This is a genomic window from Aureimonas sp. Leaf454 (assembly GCF_001424685.1).
Taxonomy (GTDB): domain Bacteria; phylum Pseudomonadota; class Alphaproteobacteria; order Rhizobiales; family Rhizobiaceae; genus Plantimonas.
Window position 1 is genome coordinate 313228 of sequence record NZ_LMQT01000020.1, and the last position, 14297, is coordinate 327524.

At 67.5% G+C, this 14297-nt stretch carries 15 protein-coding genes; all 15 read left to right on the forward strand.

Annotated elements, in window-relative coordinates:
* Positions 1–60 precede the first annotated feature (60 nt).
* The 15 genes from ASG43_RS14955 to ASG43_RS22895 all read left to right on the forward strand — a co-directional run bounded on the left by ASG43_RS14955 (position 61) and on the right by ASG43_RS22895 (position 14220).
* On the forward strand, positions 61–918 hold the full coding sequence (locus tag ASG43_RS14955) for a fumarylacetoacetate hydrolase family protein (RefSeq protein WP_056506526.1): 858 nt from the start codon (positions 61–63) through the stop codon (positions 916–918).
* Positions 915–1652, forward strand: coding sequence for an SDR family NAD(P)-dependent oxidoreductase (locus ASG43_RS14960; RefSeq protein ID WP_056506529.1), 738 nt, complete (start codon positions 915–917; stop codon positions 1650–1652). The genes ASG43_RS14955 and ASG43_RS14960 overlap by 4 nt, the downstream gene beginning before the upstream one ends.
* Positions 1653–1801: 149 nt before the next feature.
* Complete coding sequence (locus ASG43_RS14965) at positions 1802–2578, forward strand: SDR family oxidoreductase (protein WP_056506531.1); 777 nt, start codon at positions 1802–1804, stop codon at positions 2576–2578.
* Positions 2579–2692: 114 nt separating this feature from the next.
* Positions 2693–3757, forward strand: coding sequence for a sn-glycerol-3-phosphate ABC transporter ATP-binding protein UgpC (gene ugpC / locus ASG43_RS14970; protein ID WP_056506811.1), 1065 nt, complete (start codon positions 2693–2695; stop codon positions 3755–3757).
* Positions 3758–3860: 103 nt separating this feature from the next.
* A complete protein-coding gene (locus ASG43_RS14975; protein WP_082490935.1) occupies positions 3861–5177 on the forward strand; it encodes an ABC transporter substrate-binding protein in 1317 nt (438 codons plus the stop codon).
* A gap of 313 nt (positions 5178–5490) precedes the next feature.
* A complete protein-coding gene (locus tag ASG43_RS14980) occupies positions 5491–6342 on the forward strand; it encodes a sugar ABC transporter permease (protein ID WP_244488116.1) in 852 nt (283 codons plus the stop codon).
* Positions 6343–6413: 71 nt separating this feature from the next.
* The gene (locus ASG43_RS14985) at positions 6414–7259 is read left to right on the forward strand and encodes a carbohydrate ABC transporter permease (protein ID WP_244488117.1); all 846 of its coding nucleotides are present in this window, start codon (positions 6414–6416) and stop codon (positions 7257–7259) included.
* Between the two features lie 233 nt (positions 7260–7492).
* Positions 7493–7903, forward strand: a complete 411-nt coding sequence (locus ASG43_RS14990; protein ID WP_056506539.1) for a response regulator — start codon at positions 7493–7495, stop codon at positions 7901–7903.
* 55 nt (positions 7904–7958) lie between these two features.
* The gene (locus tag ASG43_RS22890) at positions 7959–8096 is read left to right on the forward strand and encodes a hypothetical protein (protein WP_156386726.1); all 138 of its coding nucleotides are present in this window, start codon (positions 7959–7961) and stop codon (positions 8094–8096) included.
* Positions 8097–8193: 97 nt separating this feature from the next.
* Positions 8194–9612, forward strand: a complete 1419-nt coding sequence (leuC, locus tag ASG43_RS14995) for a 3-isopropylmalate dehydratase large subunit (protein ID WP_056506542.1) — start codon at positions 8194–8196, stop codon at positions 9610–9612.
* 205 nt (positions 9613–9817) lie between these two features.
* Positions 9818–10288 (forward strand): GNAT family N-acetyltransferase, encoded by a 471-nt coding sequence (locus ASG43_RS15000; RefSeq protein WP_244488108.1) that lies wholly within the window; start codon positions 9818–9820, stop codon positions 10286–10288.
* Positions 10289–10511: 223 nt separating this feature from the next.
* Positions 10512–10889 carry a succinate dehydrogenase, cytochrome b556 subunit gene (sdhC, locus tag ASG43_RS15005; RefSeq protein WP_056506819.1) on the forward strand — a complete coding sequence of 126 codons (378 nt, stop codon included), beginning with the start codon at positions 10512–10514 and terminating at the stop codon, positions 10887–10889.
* 14 nt (positions 10890–10903) lie between these two features.
* Positions 10904–11281, forward strand: a complete 378-nt coding sequence (gene sdhD, locus ASG43_RS15010; protein WP_056506545.1) for a succinate dehydrogenase, hydrophobic membrane anchor protein — start codon at positions 10904–10906, stop codon at positions 11279–11281.
* Positions 11282–11286: 5 nt separating this feature from the next.
* The gene (gene sdhA, locus ASG43_RS15015; RefSeq protein WP_056506548.1) at positions 11287–13152 is read left to right on the forward strand and encodes a succinate dehydrogenase flavoprotein subunit; all 1866 of its coding nucleotides are present in this window, start codon (positions 11287–11289) and stop codon (positions 13150–13152) included.
* A gap of 501 nt (positions 13153–13653) precedes the next feature.
* On the forward strand, positions 13654–14220 hold the full coding sequence (locus tag ASG43_RS22895) for a hypothetical protein (protein WP_056506551.1): 567 nt from the start codon (positions 13654–13656) through the stop codon (positions 14218–14220).
* Positions 14221–14297: the final 77 nt, after the last annotated feature.

Consider the following 14297-nt stretch of genomic DNA (forward strand, 5'->3'; position numbering starts at 1 on the left):
GCTGGGATATTAGGATATGGCAGGKGGAGGATCTTGGGCGCCCGAGGGAGAACGATCGCCATGAAGCTGCTACGTCACGGACCCGCCGGCCAGGAAAAGCCGGGCCTCATGGCGCCGGACGGCACGATCCGCGACCTTTCGGCCGAGATCGCCGACATCGGCGCCGAGGCGCTGTCGCCGCAGGGCCTCGCCCGGCTCGCCGCGATCGATCCGGCGACGCTTCCGGAGGTCTCGGCCGGCACGCGCATCGGATGCCCCGTGGCGAATGTCGGCAAGTTCATCGCCATCGGCCTCAACTTCTCCGACCACGCCGCGGAATCCAACCTGCCCGTGCCGGCCGAACCCGTCGTCTTCACCAAGGCGATCAGCTGCATCCAGGGCCCGAACGACGACGTCATGATCCCGAAGGGCTCGGTGAAGACCGACTGGGAGGTCGAACTCGGCGTCGTCATCGGCTCCGTGGCGCGCAATGTGCCCGAGGACGAGGCCCTCGCCCACATCGCCGGCTACGTTCTCATCCACGACGTCTCGGAGCGCGAGTTCCAGATCGAGCGCGGCGGCACCTGGGACAAGGGTAAGGGCTGCGACACGTTCGGTCCGATCGGGCCCTTCATCCTGACCTCCGACGAAGCCGACGAGGCCAAGTCGCTGGGCATGTGGCTCGACGTGAACGGGGTGCGCAAGCAGACCGGCACGACGGACACGATGATCTTCAACTGCGCCCACATCGTCTCGTACCTGTCCCGCTTCATGACGCTGATGCCCGGCGACGTGATCACGACGGGCACGCCCCCCGGCGTCGGCATGGGCAAGAAGCCGCAGGAATTCCTGAAGGCCGGCGACGTGGTCGAACTCGGCATCGACAAGCTCGGCACGCAGCGCCAGCGCGTCGTCTCCTACGAGAGCGTCTACGGATGAGCGAGCGCTTCGCGGGCCGCCGCGCGATCGTGACCGGCGGCGCTTCGGGCATCGGCCTGACCGTGGCGCGGCGCCTCGCCTCGGAAGGCGCGAAGGTCGCGATCCTCGACCGGGACGCGGCCCGCGCGCAGGAAGCCGCGGGCGAGGTCGGCGGGCTCGCCGTCGCCCTCGACATCACGGACTGGTCCGCGGTGGAGGCGGGCGCGAAACGGGTCGCGGATGCCTTCGGCGGCATCGACATCCTCGTCGCCAGCGCCGGCATCACCGGTCCGAACGCGACGCTCGCGGACTATCCGCCGGATGCCTGGCGACAGGTCTTCGACGTCAACGTCCACGGTCTCTTCCACTGCGACAAGGCCGTCGTGCCGATCATGACGGCCGGCGGCTACGGACGCATCGTCAACATCGCCTCGGTCGCGGGCAAGGAAGGCAATCCGAACGCCTCGGCCTATTCCGCATCCAAGGCGGCCGTCATCGGCCTCACGAAGTCGCTCGGCAAGGAACTCGCCCGGACCGGCATCACGGTCAATTGCGTGACGCCCGCCGCGGTGAAGACGGCGATCTTCGACCAGATGAGCCAGTCCCACATCGACTTCATGCTGACGAAGATCCCGATGGGACGGTTCGGGTCGGTCGACGAGGTCTCGAACCTCGTGTGCTGGCTGGCGAGCGAGGAATGCTCCTTCACGACGGGCGCCGTCTTCGACATTTCCGGCGGACGCGCGACCTACTAGGCCCCGAAGGCCGGGCATCGGCGGCATGACGTCGAACGCTGGATATCGAGGAACATCCGGCGCGGCGGGGCGGTCGCGGCGGCGGATCATCCGAAAGACTGATATGTCAGTCGAACTTATTATGCTGTGTTGAGGCTGGGAGCGGCACCATGACGAACGGAACCAACGGAACGGCCAAGGTCGCGGTGGTGACCGGCGGCGGAACCGGCATCGGCAAGGCCATGACCCGCGCGTTGGCCGCCGCCGGCTGGACCGTCGCGATCACCGGGCGTCGGCGCGAGGTGCTGGAGGCGACGGCAGCCGAATTGTCGGCCGAGGGCGGAGCGTCCATCGTCGCGATCCCGGCCGATATCGGCGACGAGGCCTCCGTGGAGTCCCTCTTCCGCGAGGTGATCGGCCGCCTCGGCCGCCTGGATCTCCTCGTCAACAATGCCGGCGTCAACGCCCCGGCCAAGCCTCTGGAAGAGCTGACCGCGGCCGAGTGGAACACGGTCGTCGCGGCCAACCTCACCGGCGTCTTCCTCTGCACCAAGGAAGCCGTGAAGCTCTTCAAGTCGCAGTCGCCGCAGGGCGGACGCATCATCAACAACGGCTCGATCTCGGCGACGACGCCGCGCCCGAACTCGGCTCCCTATGCGGCCACCAAGCATGGCGTGACGGGCCTCACCAAGGCGACGTCGCTCGAGGGCCGGCGCTTCGACATCGCCTGCGGCCAGATCGACATCGGCAATGCCGCGAGCGAGATGACGACCACGATCCAGAAGGGCGTGCTGCAGGCCGACGGGACGACGATCGCACCGGAAGCGACGATCGATCCCAAGCTGGTCGCGGACGCCGTCGTCTACATGGCGGGCTTGCCTTTGGACGCAAATGTTTTGACCATGACCATTATGGCGAACAAGATGCCCTTCGTCGGCCGCGGCTGACGACGAACATGCGCGGGACCGACACGCTCCGGGAGGGAGCGGTCCGGCGCCAGGACTGACAATGGAGACGGAACGCGGCGGGCGCCGAGGGTTCCGATCGGGAGGATGTGCATCATGGCTTCAGTCGATATCGTCGACGTCCGGAAATCCTTCGGCGCGCACCCTGTGATCAAGGGCGTGAACGTCGAGATCCAGGACGGCGAGTTCGTCATTCTCGTCGGCCCGTCCGGCTGCGGGAAGTCGACGCTCCTGCGCATGCTGGCGGGGCTGGAGCACATTTCCGGCGGCGAGATCCGGATCGGCGACCGCGTGGTCAACGACCTGCCGCCGAAGGACCGGGACATCGCGATGGTGTTCCAGAACTACGCGCTCTACCCGCACATGACGGTCGCCGAGAACATGGCCTTCTCGCTGAAGCTGAAGGGCGCCTCGAAGCCCGACATCGAGACCCGGGTGAAGCCGGCCGCCGAGATCCTCGGCCTCACGGCCTATCTCGACCGCTATCCGCGCCAGCTGTCCGGCGGCCAGCGCCAGCGCGTCGCCATGGGACGCGCCATCGTGCGCGATCCCCAGGTCTTCCTCTTCGACGAGCCGCTGTCCAATCTCGACGCCAAGCTGCGCGTCTCCATGCGCACCGAGATCAAGAACCTCCACCAGCGCCTGACGACGACCACCGTCTACGTCACGCACGACCAGATCGAGGCCATGACCATGGCCGACAAGATCGTGGTCATGCAGGACGGCCTCGTCGAGCAGGTCGGCGCGCCGCTCGAACTCTACGACCGGCCGAACAACCTCTTCGTCGCCGGCTTCATCGGCTCGCCCGCCATGAACATGCTGCACGGCAAGCTCGACACCGCGGACCCCACGCGCTTCCTCACCGGCGACGGCGTCGCGCTGCCCGTGTCGGGCTCGCGGCCGGAGGCGCTCGGGCGCGAGCTCGTCTACGGCGCGCGGCCCGAGTCGATCCACATCGGCGGAGACATTCCGCTGCAGGTCGTCGTGATCGAGCCGACCGGCTCGGAGAGCCAGGTCCTCGGCAAGATCGGCGCGACCGCCGTCACCTGCGTCTTCCGCGAGCGCGTCATGGCCAAGCCCGGCGAGACCATCCACGTCTCGATCGACCCGAAGGCGGTGCATCTCTTCGACGCCAAGAGCGGCAAGCGCCTCTCGAACTGACCTCGCCCGTCTCGGACGCAGCCGGCCTCGGGAGGAGGACCGGCCCGCCGAGCCCGTTCCACCCCATCGACCACCTCATCGACCATCTCTGGGAGGAGACCTCATGACCATCGACCGCAGAACCCTTCTCGCCGGCTCGGCCGGCCTCATCGCCGCGACCGCGCTCGGCGGCCGCTTCGCCGGCCCGGCCGCCGCCCAGGCCGCCATGCCGACCTACAAGCCCGAAGAGGGCGCAACGCTCCGCGTCCTGCGCTGGGCGCCCTTCGTGCCGTCCGAGGAAGCGGCCTGGCTCGCCAACACGCAGAAGTTCACCGATGCGACGGGCGTGCAGGTGCGCATCGACAAGGAAAGCTGGGAGGACGTCCGTCCCAAGGCCGCCGTCGCCGCCAATGTCGGCTCCGGCCCCGACATGGTCATGAGCTGGTTCGACGATCCGCAGCAATATCCGGACAAGCTGGTCGACCTCACCGAACTCGGCACCGCCATCGGCGCGGCGAACGGCGGCTGGTATCCCGGCCTCGAGGGCTACGCCAAGCGCGACGGCAAGTTCATCGCGCTCCCCGTCTGCGCCATCGGCAACGCCATCGTCTACCGCGACAGCCACATGAAGGCCGCCGGATTCCAGGAGTTCCCGAAGGACACGGCGGGCTTCCTCGAGCTCTGCAAGGCGCTCCAGGCCAAGGGCACGCCGGCCGGCTTCCCCCATGGCAAGGCGGTCGGCGACGGCAACAACTACGCGCACTGGCTGCTCTGGAGCCATGGCGGCAAGATGGTCGACGAGAGCGGCGCCGTCGTCATCAACAGCCCGGAGACGCTGGCCGCGGTCAAGTACGCGCAGGAGCTCTACAAGACCTTCATTCCCGGCACCGAGAGCTGGCAGGACGTCAACAACAACCGCGCCTTCCTGGCCGGCCAGGTCTCGCTGACCGCCAACGGCGTCTCGGTCTACTACGCCGCCAAGAAGGACCCGGCGATGAAGGAGATCATGGACGACATGCGCTCCGTCAACCTGCCGATCGGTCCGGTGGGCGAGTCGGTGGAACTCCACCAGACGTCGACGCTCTCGGTCTTCGCGCACACGAAGTACCCGGAAGCCGCCAAGGCCTATCTGGCCTTCATGTACCAGCCCGAGAACATGAACGCCTGGATCGAAGGCGCCAGCGCCTATTGCTGCCAGCCGCTGAAGGGCTTGGAGAACAACCCGGTCTGGACCTCGAACCCGATCCACGCAGCCTATGCCAAGGCGTCCTCGACGCTGCGCCCGAACGGCTATGCCGGCCCGCTCGGCGCCGCCTCGGCTGGCACCATGGCCGATTACGTGCTGGTCGACATGTTCGCCGAAGCGGTCACCGGCCAGTCCTCGCCGGAGGACGCGATCGCCAATGCCGAGCGGCGTGCGAACCGGTATTACCGGGTCTAATCGAAACGGGGCGCCGGCCGTCCTGACGGGATGGTGGCAGGCGCCCCCCTCTGCCCTGCCGGGCATCTCCCCTCGAGGGGGGAGATCGGCAGCTTCATCGGCCGTGACGCGACGGATCTCCCCCTTGAGGGGGGAGATGCCGGCAGGCAGAGGGGGGGCGCGTCCCGCCGCTGCCCGCCGCTCACGGCACCAGGCCGCCCGCCATTCCAGGAACCGCACCATGTCCACGACGACGATCAGACACGCGCCGCCGCAACGGGCCTCCGCCTTCGAACGGCTGGCGCAGAGCCGGAACGGGCTCGGCTTCCTGTTCATGCTGCCCGCCGCACTGTTCCTGCTGGTCTTTCTCACCTATCCGCTCGGGCTCGGCGTCTGGCTCGGCTTCACCGATGCCAAGATCGGCCGGGCCGGCATCTTCATCGGGCTCGAGAACTACGAATTCCTGATGCGCGACCGCGTGTTCTGGATGTCGGTCTTCAACACCGTCCTCTACACGACGGTCGCCTCCGTCCTGAAGTTCGCGCTCGGCCTCTGGCTGGCGGTGATCCTCAACGAGAACCTGCCCTTCAAGAGCTTCTTCCGCGCCGTGATCCTCCTGCCCTGGGTCGTGCCGACGGTGCTCTCGGCGCTGGCCTTCTGGTGGATCTACGACGCCCAGTTCTCGATCATCTCCTATGTCCTCATGTCCTGGGGCTGGATCGACGCGCCGATCAACTTCCTCGGCGATCCCTGGAATGCGCGCGCCTCGGTGATCGCGGCGAACGTGTGGCGCGGCATTCCCTTCGTCGCCATCTCGCTGCTCGCCGGCCTCCAGACGATCCCCGTCTCGCTGCACGAAGCCGCCGCGCTCGACGGCGCGACCTCCTGGCAGCGCTTCCGCAACATCACCCTGCCGCTTCTGACGCCGATCATCGCCGTCGTCATGACCTTCTCGGTGCTCTTCACCTTCACCGACTTCCAGCTGATCTACGTCCTCACCAAGGGCGGTCCGGTGAACGCGACGCACCTGATGGCGACGCTGTCCTTCCAGCGCGGCATTCCCGGCGGCGCACTCGGCGAGGGCGCGGCCATCGCGGTCGCGATGGTGCCCTTCCTGCTCGCCGCCATCCTGTTCAGCTTCTTCGGTCTGCAACGCCGCAAATGGCAGCAGGGCGGATCGGACTGAGGACCAGAACCATGACCGACAGCACCCTCGCCCCCGTCCCGCATGGCACGCTCACCGACGACATCGTCGGCATGTCGCATCACGATTCCAAGCTGCGCCGGATCCTCGTGATCTGGTTGCCGCTCGCGGTGTTCATGTTCGTGCTGCTCTTCCCGTTCTACTGGATGGCCATCACCGCGGTGAAGCCGAACGAGCAGCTCACCAACTACTCGACCTACAGTCCCTTCTGGGTGGTCGGCCCGACCCTCGACCACATCAAGTATCTTCTCTTCGAGACCTCCTATCCCGGCTGGCTCTGGAACACCCTGATCGTCGCGACCTGTTCGACGGTGATCGCGCTGGCGGCCTCGGTCTTCGCGGCCTATGCGATCGAGCGCGTGCGCTTCACCGGCTCGCGGGTGACCGGCCTCCTCGTCTTCCTCGCCTATCTCGTGCCGCCCTCGATCCTCTTCATCCCGCTCGCCTTCATCGTCTTCCAGGTCGGCATCTTCGACACGCGCCTCGCGCTGATCCTGACCTATCCGACCTTCCTCATCCCCTTCTGCACCTGGCTCCTCATGGGCTATTTCCGCTCGATTCCCTACGAGTTGGAGGAGAGCGCCCTCGTGGACGGCGCGACGCGCTGGCAGATCCTGACCAAGATCGTTTTGCCGCTCGCCGTGCCCGGCCTCATCTCGGCCGGCATCTTCGCCTTCACGCTCGCCTGGAACGAGTTCATCTATGCGCTGACCTTCATCCAGTCCTCCGAGAACAAGACCGTTCCGGTGGGCGTCCTCACCGAACTCGTGCGCGGCGACGTCTACGAATGGGGCTCGCTGATGGCCGGCGCCCTCCTGGGATCGCTGCCGGTGGTGATCCTCTACTCGTTCTTCGTCGACTATTACGTGTCGTCGATGACGGGCGCCGTTAAGGAATAGACAGTCCTTGCCAAACCGTTTCGAAGGATAGGGCCTGACGCCTCCGCATCTGGTCCCTCTCCCATTACGGAAGATCTCCAGGCGGACGTAACCATTCGGCTCCCTGATGACTTGACTTTGGGGAAGAGTTTGACGCCTGTGACGATCTAGAACTTCGGACGGCTTGGGGAGAAGCGGGGCGAAGGTCGGCAGATCGGCGAAGCGATGGGGGTCGAGCCATCAGCATGGGCAGAATGATCCAACCCCGGGCTCCCGGAGCCCCGAAGCGCATCCTCGTCGCCGATGCCGGCGGCTTCGGGCGCAAGCTCGTCTTCGACGTGCTCGACGGCGACGGATACGAGGTCGACTGCGTCGGCGACGGCGACGGCACCGTGGCCGCCGTGGCCTGCGGCGACTACGATCTTGTCGTGATGGAGATCGGTGGTCCGTTCCTCGACAGCGCGGCGGCGATCCGGCGGATCCGGGCGTTGCCGGGACCGCACAACCGGGTGCCGATCGTGCTGCTCACGGGCCTCACGCGAATCGAGAGCCCGACCTTCGCCATGCACGGCGCCGATGAACTTCTGCTGCGGCCGGTGAGCCTTGCGGACCTTCGAGCGGTCGTGACGCGCTGGACGTCGCCGGACGGCGCGCTGTCGGGTTGATGAAGCCGCGGCGCTCGTGCGGATCTCGTTGAATCCCGCGGGCCCGACTGCTATTTTGCAGATCATGCAAGCGATCGCGACCTCGTCCGCCTCCCTGCCGACGACGCTCGGCTTCACGCCGATCGACGATCGCACGCGGCTGCCCTGGCGCTTCTTCTACCGGCTGATCGCAGGGCTCGGACGTCTGGGCTGAAGCGCCTCCGGGCGCCGAATCCCGCCTGCCTCCTTTTTTCCTGGCGATCCCGACCTCTACGGTCGGTCGATCGCCGCTCCTGCGGACGAACCCCTCCATGACCACCGACACGACGAAGCCGCGCACCCTCTACGACAAGATCTGGGACGACCACCTGATCGAGGAGAAGGACGGGTCCTCCCTGATCTACATCGACCGCCATCTCGTGCACGAGGTGACGAGTCCGCAGGCCTTCGAGGGCCTTCGGGTCGCCGGGCGCCGGGTGCGCCATCCCGAGCGGACGCTCGCCGTCGTCGACCACAACGTGCCGACCTCGCCGGACCGCATCCACGGGATCCGCAACGACGAGAGCCGCCTGCAGGTTGAGACGCTGGAGAAGAACGTCGTCGAGTTCGGCATCGAATACTACTCCGCCGCCGACCGCCGGCAGGGCATCGTCCACATCATCGGCCCCGAGCAGGGCTTCACCCTTCCCGGCACCACCATCGTCTGCGGCGACAGCCACACCTCGACGCACGGCGCCTTCGGCGCGCTCGCGCACGGCATCGGCACGTCGGAGGTCGAGCATGTGCTGGCCACGCAGACGCTGATCCAGGCCAAGGCGAAGAACATGCGGGTCGAGGTCAACGGCACGCTCGGCGACGGCGTGACCGCCAAGGACATCGTGCTCGCGATCATCGGCGAGATCGGCACGGCCGGCGGCACCGGTTACGTGATCGAATATGCCGGCGAGGCGATCCGCGCCCTTTCCATGGAAGGCCGCATGACGATCTGCAACATGTCGATCGAAGGCGGCGCGCGCGCCGGCCTGATCGCGCCGGACGAGACGACGTTCGCCTATGTGAAGGATCGGCCCCGCGCGCCGAAGGGCGAGGACTGGGAGAAGGCTCTCGCCTATTGGCGCACGCTCCAGACCGACGAGGGCGCGCATTTCGACAAGATCGTGCGGCTCGACGCGGCGAACCTGCCGCCGATCGTGTCCTGGGGCTCCTCGCCGGAAGACGTCGTCTCGGTCGCCAGCACCGTTCCCGATCCCGAGGCCATCGCCGACGAGAACAAGCGCGCCTCCAAGAAGCGTGCTCTGGACTATATGGGCCTGACGCCCGGCACGCGCATGACCGACATCACCGTCGACCGCGTGTTCATCGGCTCCTGCACGAACGGGCGCATCGAGGACCTCCGGGCCGCCGCCAAGATCGTCGAGGGCCGCAAGGTCGCCTCCACCGTCTCCGCCATGATCGTTCCCGGCTCCGGACTCGTGAAGGCCGAGGCCGAGGCCGAGGGTCTCGACCGGATCTTCATCGAGGCCGGCTTCGACTGGCGCGAGCCCGGCTGCTCCATGTGCCTCGGCATGAACGAGGACCGCCTCAGCCCTTACGAGCGCTGCGCCTCGACCTCGAACCGCAACTTCGAGGGCCGCCAGGGCCACAAGGGCCGCACCCACCTCGTCTCCCCCGCCATGGCGGCGGCCGCCGCCATCGCGGGCCGCTTCGTCGACATCCGGGAGTGGAAGTAGACCCCCGGGCGACCGTCGACCGGACCCGTCGCGGGCGAAAGCGGCGACGGGGACGCAGCGAGCCCCGCCGCCGCTCGACCGGACGGAGCCGCGGCCGGGCGTCGCGCGAAGCCCGTCGCCCATCGGCGAGGTGACCTTTCGCCCGACGGCGACGGACGCCGTTGACAGCCCCCTCGATCCGTCCGACATCACCGGGATGGAACCCTTGCCGCTTCCGCATCCCGATATCGACATCTCGCTCCTGCGCCTGCGCGACGCGCGCGACCTGGCGCCCCTGCTCTCGGCCTACAACCAGGCGGTCTTCCGCGGCGCGCCCGGCGCGCCCGACAAGGTCTATGCCGAACAGCTGCTGCAGGACCGGAGCGCGGAGATCCTCGGTGCGCGGCTCGACGGGGAGCTCGTCGGCTTCCTGATCTTCTACGACCTTCCGGACCCCTGGACGGGAATGCGCTCGGGCCTCGCCGACCACATTTACGTGCACCACCTGCACCGGCGCAAAGGCATCGGCCGCGCGATGGTCGACCTCCTGGCCGACGAGGCGGACACGCGCGGCTGGTCGAAGCTCGTCCTGCACGCTCCGCGCAATCCCGAAAACGGACGCCAGCTCTACGAGCGAATCGCCGAGCCCGCGGACTGGTCGAGCTACGTGCTGCGCTTCACCGACCGCCAGCCCTGACGGCGGGCGCGACGACGCCCCCAGGCCGCCCGGGGGCGGGAATGCCATGCGAATCGATTGGGAGGAGCGGCGGATGGACGCCCGGCGTCAAGACCTCTTGCTTTCGCAAGTGCGATACGCCTTCTAGCCCTTTAGAAGATTTCCAGGCGGATTGTGCGATGGCCTCCGCCCGGGTTCCAGTGGACAGGAGGCACCGTTGTCCGACGCCAAGACCGCCTTGCGCATGAAGGAGCGGCCCCTTTCGCCGCATCTGTCGATCTACCGGTTCCGACCGACCATGGCGATGTCGATCCTGCATCGCATCACCGGCTCCGCCCTCTATGTCGGCACGCTCCTCGTCGTCTGGTGGCTCGTCGCCGCCGCCAGCGGACCGGACGCCTTCGCCACGGCCTCCTGGTTCTTCGGCTCCTTCATCGGCCGGTTCATCCTGTTCGGCTATTCCTGGGCCTTGCTCCACCACATGCTCGGCGGCATCCGCCATCTCGTCTGGGACACCGGTCACGGCCTCTCCAAGGAGACCTCGACGCGCTACGCGCTGGCGACGCTCGCCGGCTCGCTCGGCCTGACCGTTCTGCTCTGGCTCATCGTCATCGTGCTCTGAGGGAGATGAAATCCATGAAGATGCGCACCGACCTTTCCCGAGTCCGCGGTCTCGGCTCGGCCCGCGAGGGCACCGGCCATTTCTGGCAGCAGCGCCTGACCGCCGTCTCCAACATCGTCCTGATCACCGCCTTCGTCGTGATGCTGATCGCCTTCCATGACGACAGCTATGCCGAGATCCGCCTCGCCTTCGCCAATCCGCTCGTCGCCCTCGTGATGGCGCTGACCGTCGTCTCGGCGACCGTCCACATGCGGCTCGGCATGCAGACGATCATCGAGGATTACGTGCATGGCGAGCTGCGCGTGCCCTTGCAGATCCTCAACACCTTCTTCGCGATCCTCGTCGCGGCGGCCTCGGTCTTCGCGGTCGTGAAGCTGACCCTGGGAGCCTGACCGACATGGTACAGTCCGACACGCCGAGCGGCGGCCAGCCGCACCGCCAATCGTTCCAGGCCGCGCCGGGACTGAACGGCAAGGCCTACACCTTCACCGATCACGTCTTCGACGTCGTGGTGGTCGGCGCCGGCGGCGCGGGGCTGCGCGCCACGCTCGGCGCAGCGCAGGCCGGCCTCAAGACCGCCTGCATCACCAAGGTCTTTCCGACCCGCTCGCACACGGTCGCGGCGCAGGGCGGCGTCGCCGCCTCCCTCGGCAACATGGGCGAGGACAACTGGCGCTGGCACATGTACGACACCGTGAAGGGGTCGGACTGGCTGGGCGACCAGGACGCGATCGAATATCTCGTGCGCGAGGCCCCGAAGGCGGTCTACGAGCTCGAGCATTTCGGCGTGCCCTTCAGCCGCACCGAGGACGGGCGCATCTACCAGCGGCCCTTCGGCGGCATGACGACCGATTTCGGCAACGGCCCGCCGGCCCAGCGCACCTGCGCGGCCGCCGACCGGACCGGCCACGCCATCCTGCACACGCTCTACGGCCAGTCGCTTCGCTACTCGTCGGAATTCTTCATCGAGTATTTCGCGATCGACCTCATCATGGACGAGGAAGGCGCCTGCCGGGGCGTCGTCGCGCTCTGCCTCGACGACGGCACGCTGCATCGCTTCCAGTCCAAGAAGACGATTCTCGCCACCGGCGGATACGGGAGAGCCTATTTCTCCGCGACCTCCGCCCACACCTGCACCGGCGACGGCAACGCCATGGTGCTGCGCGCCGGCCTGCCGCTGCAGGACATGGAGTTCGTGCAGTTCCATCCGACCGGCATCTACGGCGCGGGCTGCCTGATCACCGAGGGCGCGCGCGGCGAAGGCGGCTATCTCACCAATTCGGAGGGCGAGCGCTTCATGGAGCGCTACGCCCCGTCCGCCAAGGATCTCGCCTCGCGCGACGTCGTCTCGCGCTCCATGACCATGGAGATCCGGGACGGACGCGGCGTCGGTAAGAACAAGGACCACATCTTCCTGCATCTCGACCATCTCGACCCCGCGATCCTGCATGAGCGCCTGCCCGGAATCTCGGAATCGGCCAAGATCTTCGCGGGCGTCGACGTGACGCGCGAGCCGATCCCGGTGCTGCCCACGGTCCACTACAACATGGGCGGCATCCCGACGAACTATCACGGCGAGGTCCTGACCAAGAAGAACGGCGATCCGGACTCGGTCGTGCCGGGCCTGATGGCGGTCGGCGAGGCGGCCTGCGTTTCCGTTCATGGCGCCAACCGCCTCGGCTCCAACTCGCTGATCGATCTCGTCGTCTTCGGCCGCGCGGCGGCGCTGCGCTGCGCCGAGACCGTGACGCCCGGCGAGGGCCACCAGCCCCTGCCGGAGAACGCCGGCGACAACTCGCTTTCGCGGCTCGACCGCTTCCGCCATGCCAAGGGCTCGACCTCGACGGCGGAGCTGCGCGACCGCATGCAGCAGACCATGCAGTCGAACTGCGCGGTCTTCCGCACCGGCGAAATCCTGGAGGAAGGCCACGAGAAGATCCACGACGTCTGGCGCGCCTCCGACGACGTGTCGGTGACCGACCGCTCGCTGATCTGGAACACCGATCTGATCGAGACGCTGGAATACGACAACCTGATCAGCCAGGCCGTCGTCACGATGGATTCGGCCCGTGCCCGCCAGGAGTCGCGCGGCGCCCATGCCCGCGAGGACTTCCCCGAGCGCGACGACCAGAACTGGATGAAGCACACGCTGAGCTTCTGCGACACGGCGGCCAAGACGGTGAGCCTGGAGGACCGCCCGGTCCACACCTACACGCTGTCGAACCAGATCGAGTACATCAAGCCGAAGAAGCGCGTGTACTGATCGAGGACGACGTCGGCGGGACATCGCGGAGCGCCTTCATCCGAAGGCGCCCTGACGCCCTGGCGCCCTGGCGCCCTGCGGAGGCCGGTGCTCGATGCTTTCCGCAATGGAATGGCTTCGAACATCGGCGAGGAACGGTCGACGTGGCCCGTCCCGACACCGCAGCGGCGGACGGCGTCGCGATCCCTCAAGATGCCTATGCGGTCTCCGGGATCCCATCGTCGCTCCAGGACAGGCGATTGTTCCGCGGGGCAGGGGCAGCGACCCGCTGGTCGTCCCCGTTCGCGGGCATGGGCGCAGCCGGCATCGGAAGCGCCCCGGGACCTGAAGCTCCGCCCGTCGGACACGCGAGCATGCGGGATCGCGGATGCGAGCGACAGGGTCGGCTCCTGCCGGACGAGCCCGCTCGCCCTGCCATATTGAAACCAAGACGCTAAGTCGTCATCAGGGCACGAGGCGACCGTCCGATCGAGAAGGCGGCGCCGTAGCGGAGGACATGGAATGACGAACTTGAAGCGCGCCGGACTGGCCGGGATCATCGCCATCGCCCTGGCGGGCTCGGCCCTCGCGCAGACGGCACCGGTCGCACCGGCGGGCGCACCCACCGCGACCGATCCGGCCGCGACGGAAACGCCGAAGACGCCGGCGGCGTCCGGCGGCGACGCGAGCGATGCGACGGCCTCCGGCCAGCCCGCGGGCTCCGCGGCGCCGGCCGACGCATCGGGCGGGGCCATGGCGCCCGCCGCAGGGGCCGCGACCGCCGAGAAGACCTTCCCGATTCCGCGGGCCGGCGATACGGCGCAGCAGGTCGAACTGATCACCGGGCTCTGCGGCGTGCAGATGAAGGACATGAAGCCTGAAAGCTGCAAGTGTCTGGCCGAACAGTCGCTGACGAACCTTTCCGATCCCCAGCGCGACTACCTCATCGCGACCGTCGTCTCGCCGCCGGCCGCCGACCGGATGCTGGCGGATGGTCGCGTCGGCCAGCCCGACCAGCAGGTCATCTCCAGCTTCATCGACAAGACGGCGGATGCCTGTTCGACCGGCACCTACAAGCCGGCGCCGTGAGGCGATCCCTCACAGGTTGAGAAAAAAGGGGCGGGCTCTCGGATCCCGCCCCTTTTTTTATGGCTCGCCGCCCGTCG

Excerpts from the sequence above, each read along its gene's own strand:
- ASG43_RS14955 (WP_056506526.1), top strand. The coding sequence starts at position 61 with ATGAAGCTGCTACGTCACGGACCCGCCGGCCAGGAAAAGCCGGGCCTC.
- ASG43_RS14960 (WP_056506529.1), top strand. The coding sequence starts at position 915 with ATGAGCGAGCGCTTCGCGGGCCGCCGCGCGATCGTGACCGGCGGCGCT.
- ASG43_RS14965 (WP_056506531.1), top strand. The coding sequence starts at position 1,802 with ATGACGAACGGAACCAACGGAACGGCCAAGGTCGCGGTGGTGACCGGC.
- ugpC (WP_056506811.1), top strand. The coding sequence starts at position 2,693 with ATGGCTTCAGTCGATATCGTCGACGTCCGGAAATCCTTCGGCGCGCAC.
- ASG43_RS14975 (WP_082490935.1), top strand. The coding sequence starts at position 3,861 with ATGACCATCGACCGCAGAACCCTTCTCGCCGGCTCGGCCGGCCTCATC.
- ASG43_RS14980 (WP_244488116.1), top strand. The coding sequence starts at position 5,491 with ATGCTGCCCGCCGCACTGTTCCTGCTGGTCTTTCTCACCTATCCGCTC.
- ASG43_RS14985 (WP_244488117.1), top strand. The coding sequence starts at position 6,414 with ATGTCGCATCACGATTCCAAGCTGCGCCGGATCCTCGTGATCTGGTTG.
- ASG43_RS14990 (WP_056506539.1), top strand. The coding sequence starts at position 7,493 with ATGATCCAACCCCGGGCTCCCGGAGCCCCGAAGCGCATCCTCGTCGCC.
- leuC (WP_056506542.1), top strand. The coding sequence starts at position 8,194 with ATGACCACCGACACGACGAAGCCGCGCACCCTCTACGACAAGATCTGG.
- sdhC (WP_056506819.1), top strand. The coding sequence starts at position 10,512 with ATGAAGGAGCGGCCCCTTTCGCCGCATCTGTCGATCTACCGGTTCCGA.
- sdhD (WP_056506545.1), top strand. The coding sequence starts at position 10,904 with ATGAAGATGCGCACCGACCTTTCCCGAGTCCGCGGTCTCGGCTCGGCC.
- sdhA (WP_056506548.1), top strand. The coding sequence starts at position 11,287 with ATGGTACAGTCCGACACGCCGAGCGGCGGCCAGCCGCACCGCCAATCG.
- ASG43_RS22895 (WP_056506551.1), top strand. The coding sequence starts at position 13,654 with ATGACGAACTTGAAGCGCGCCGGACTGGCCGGGATCATCGCCATCGCC.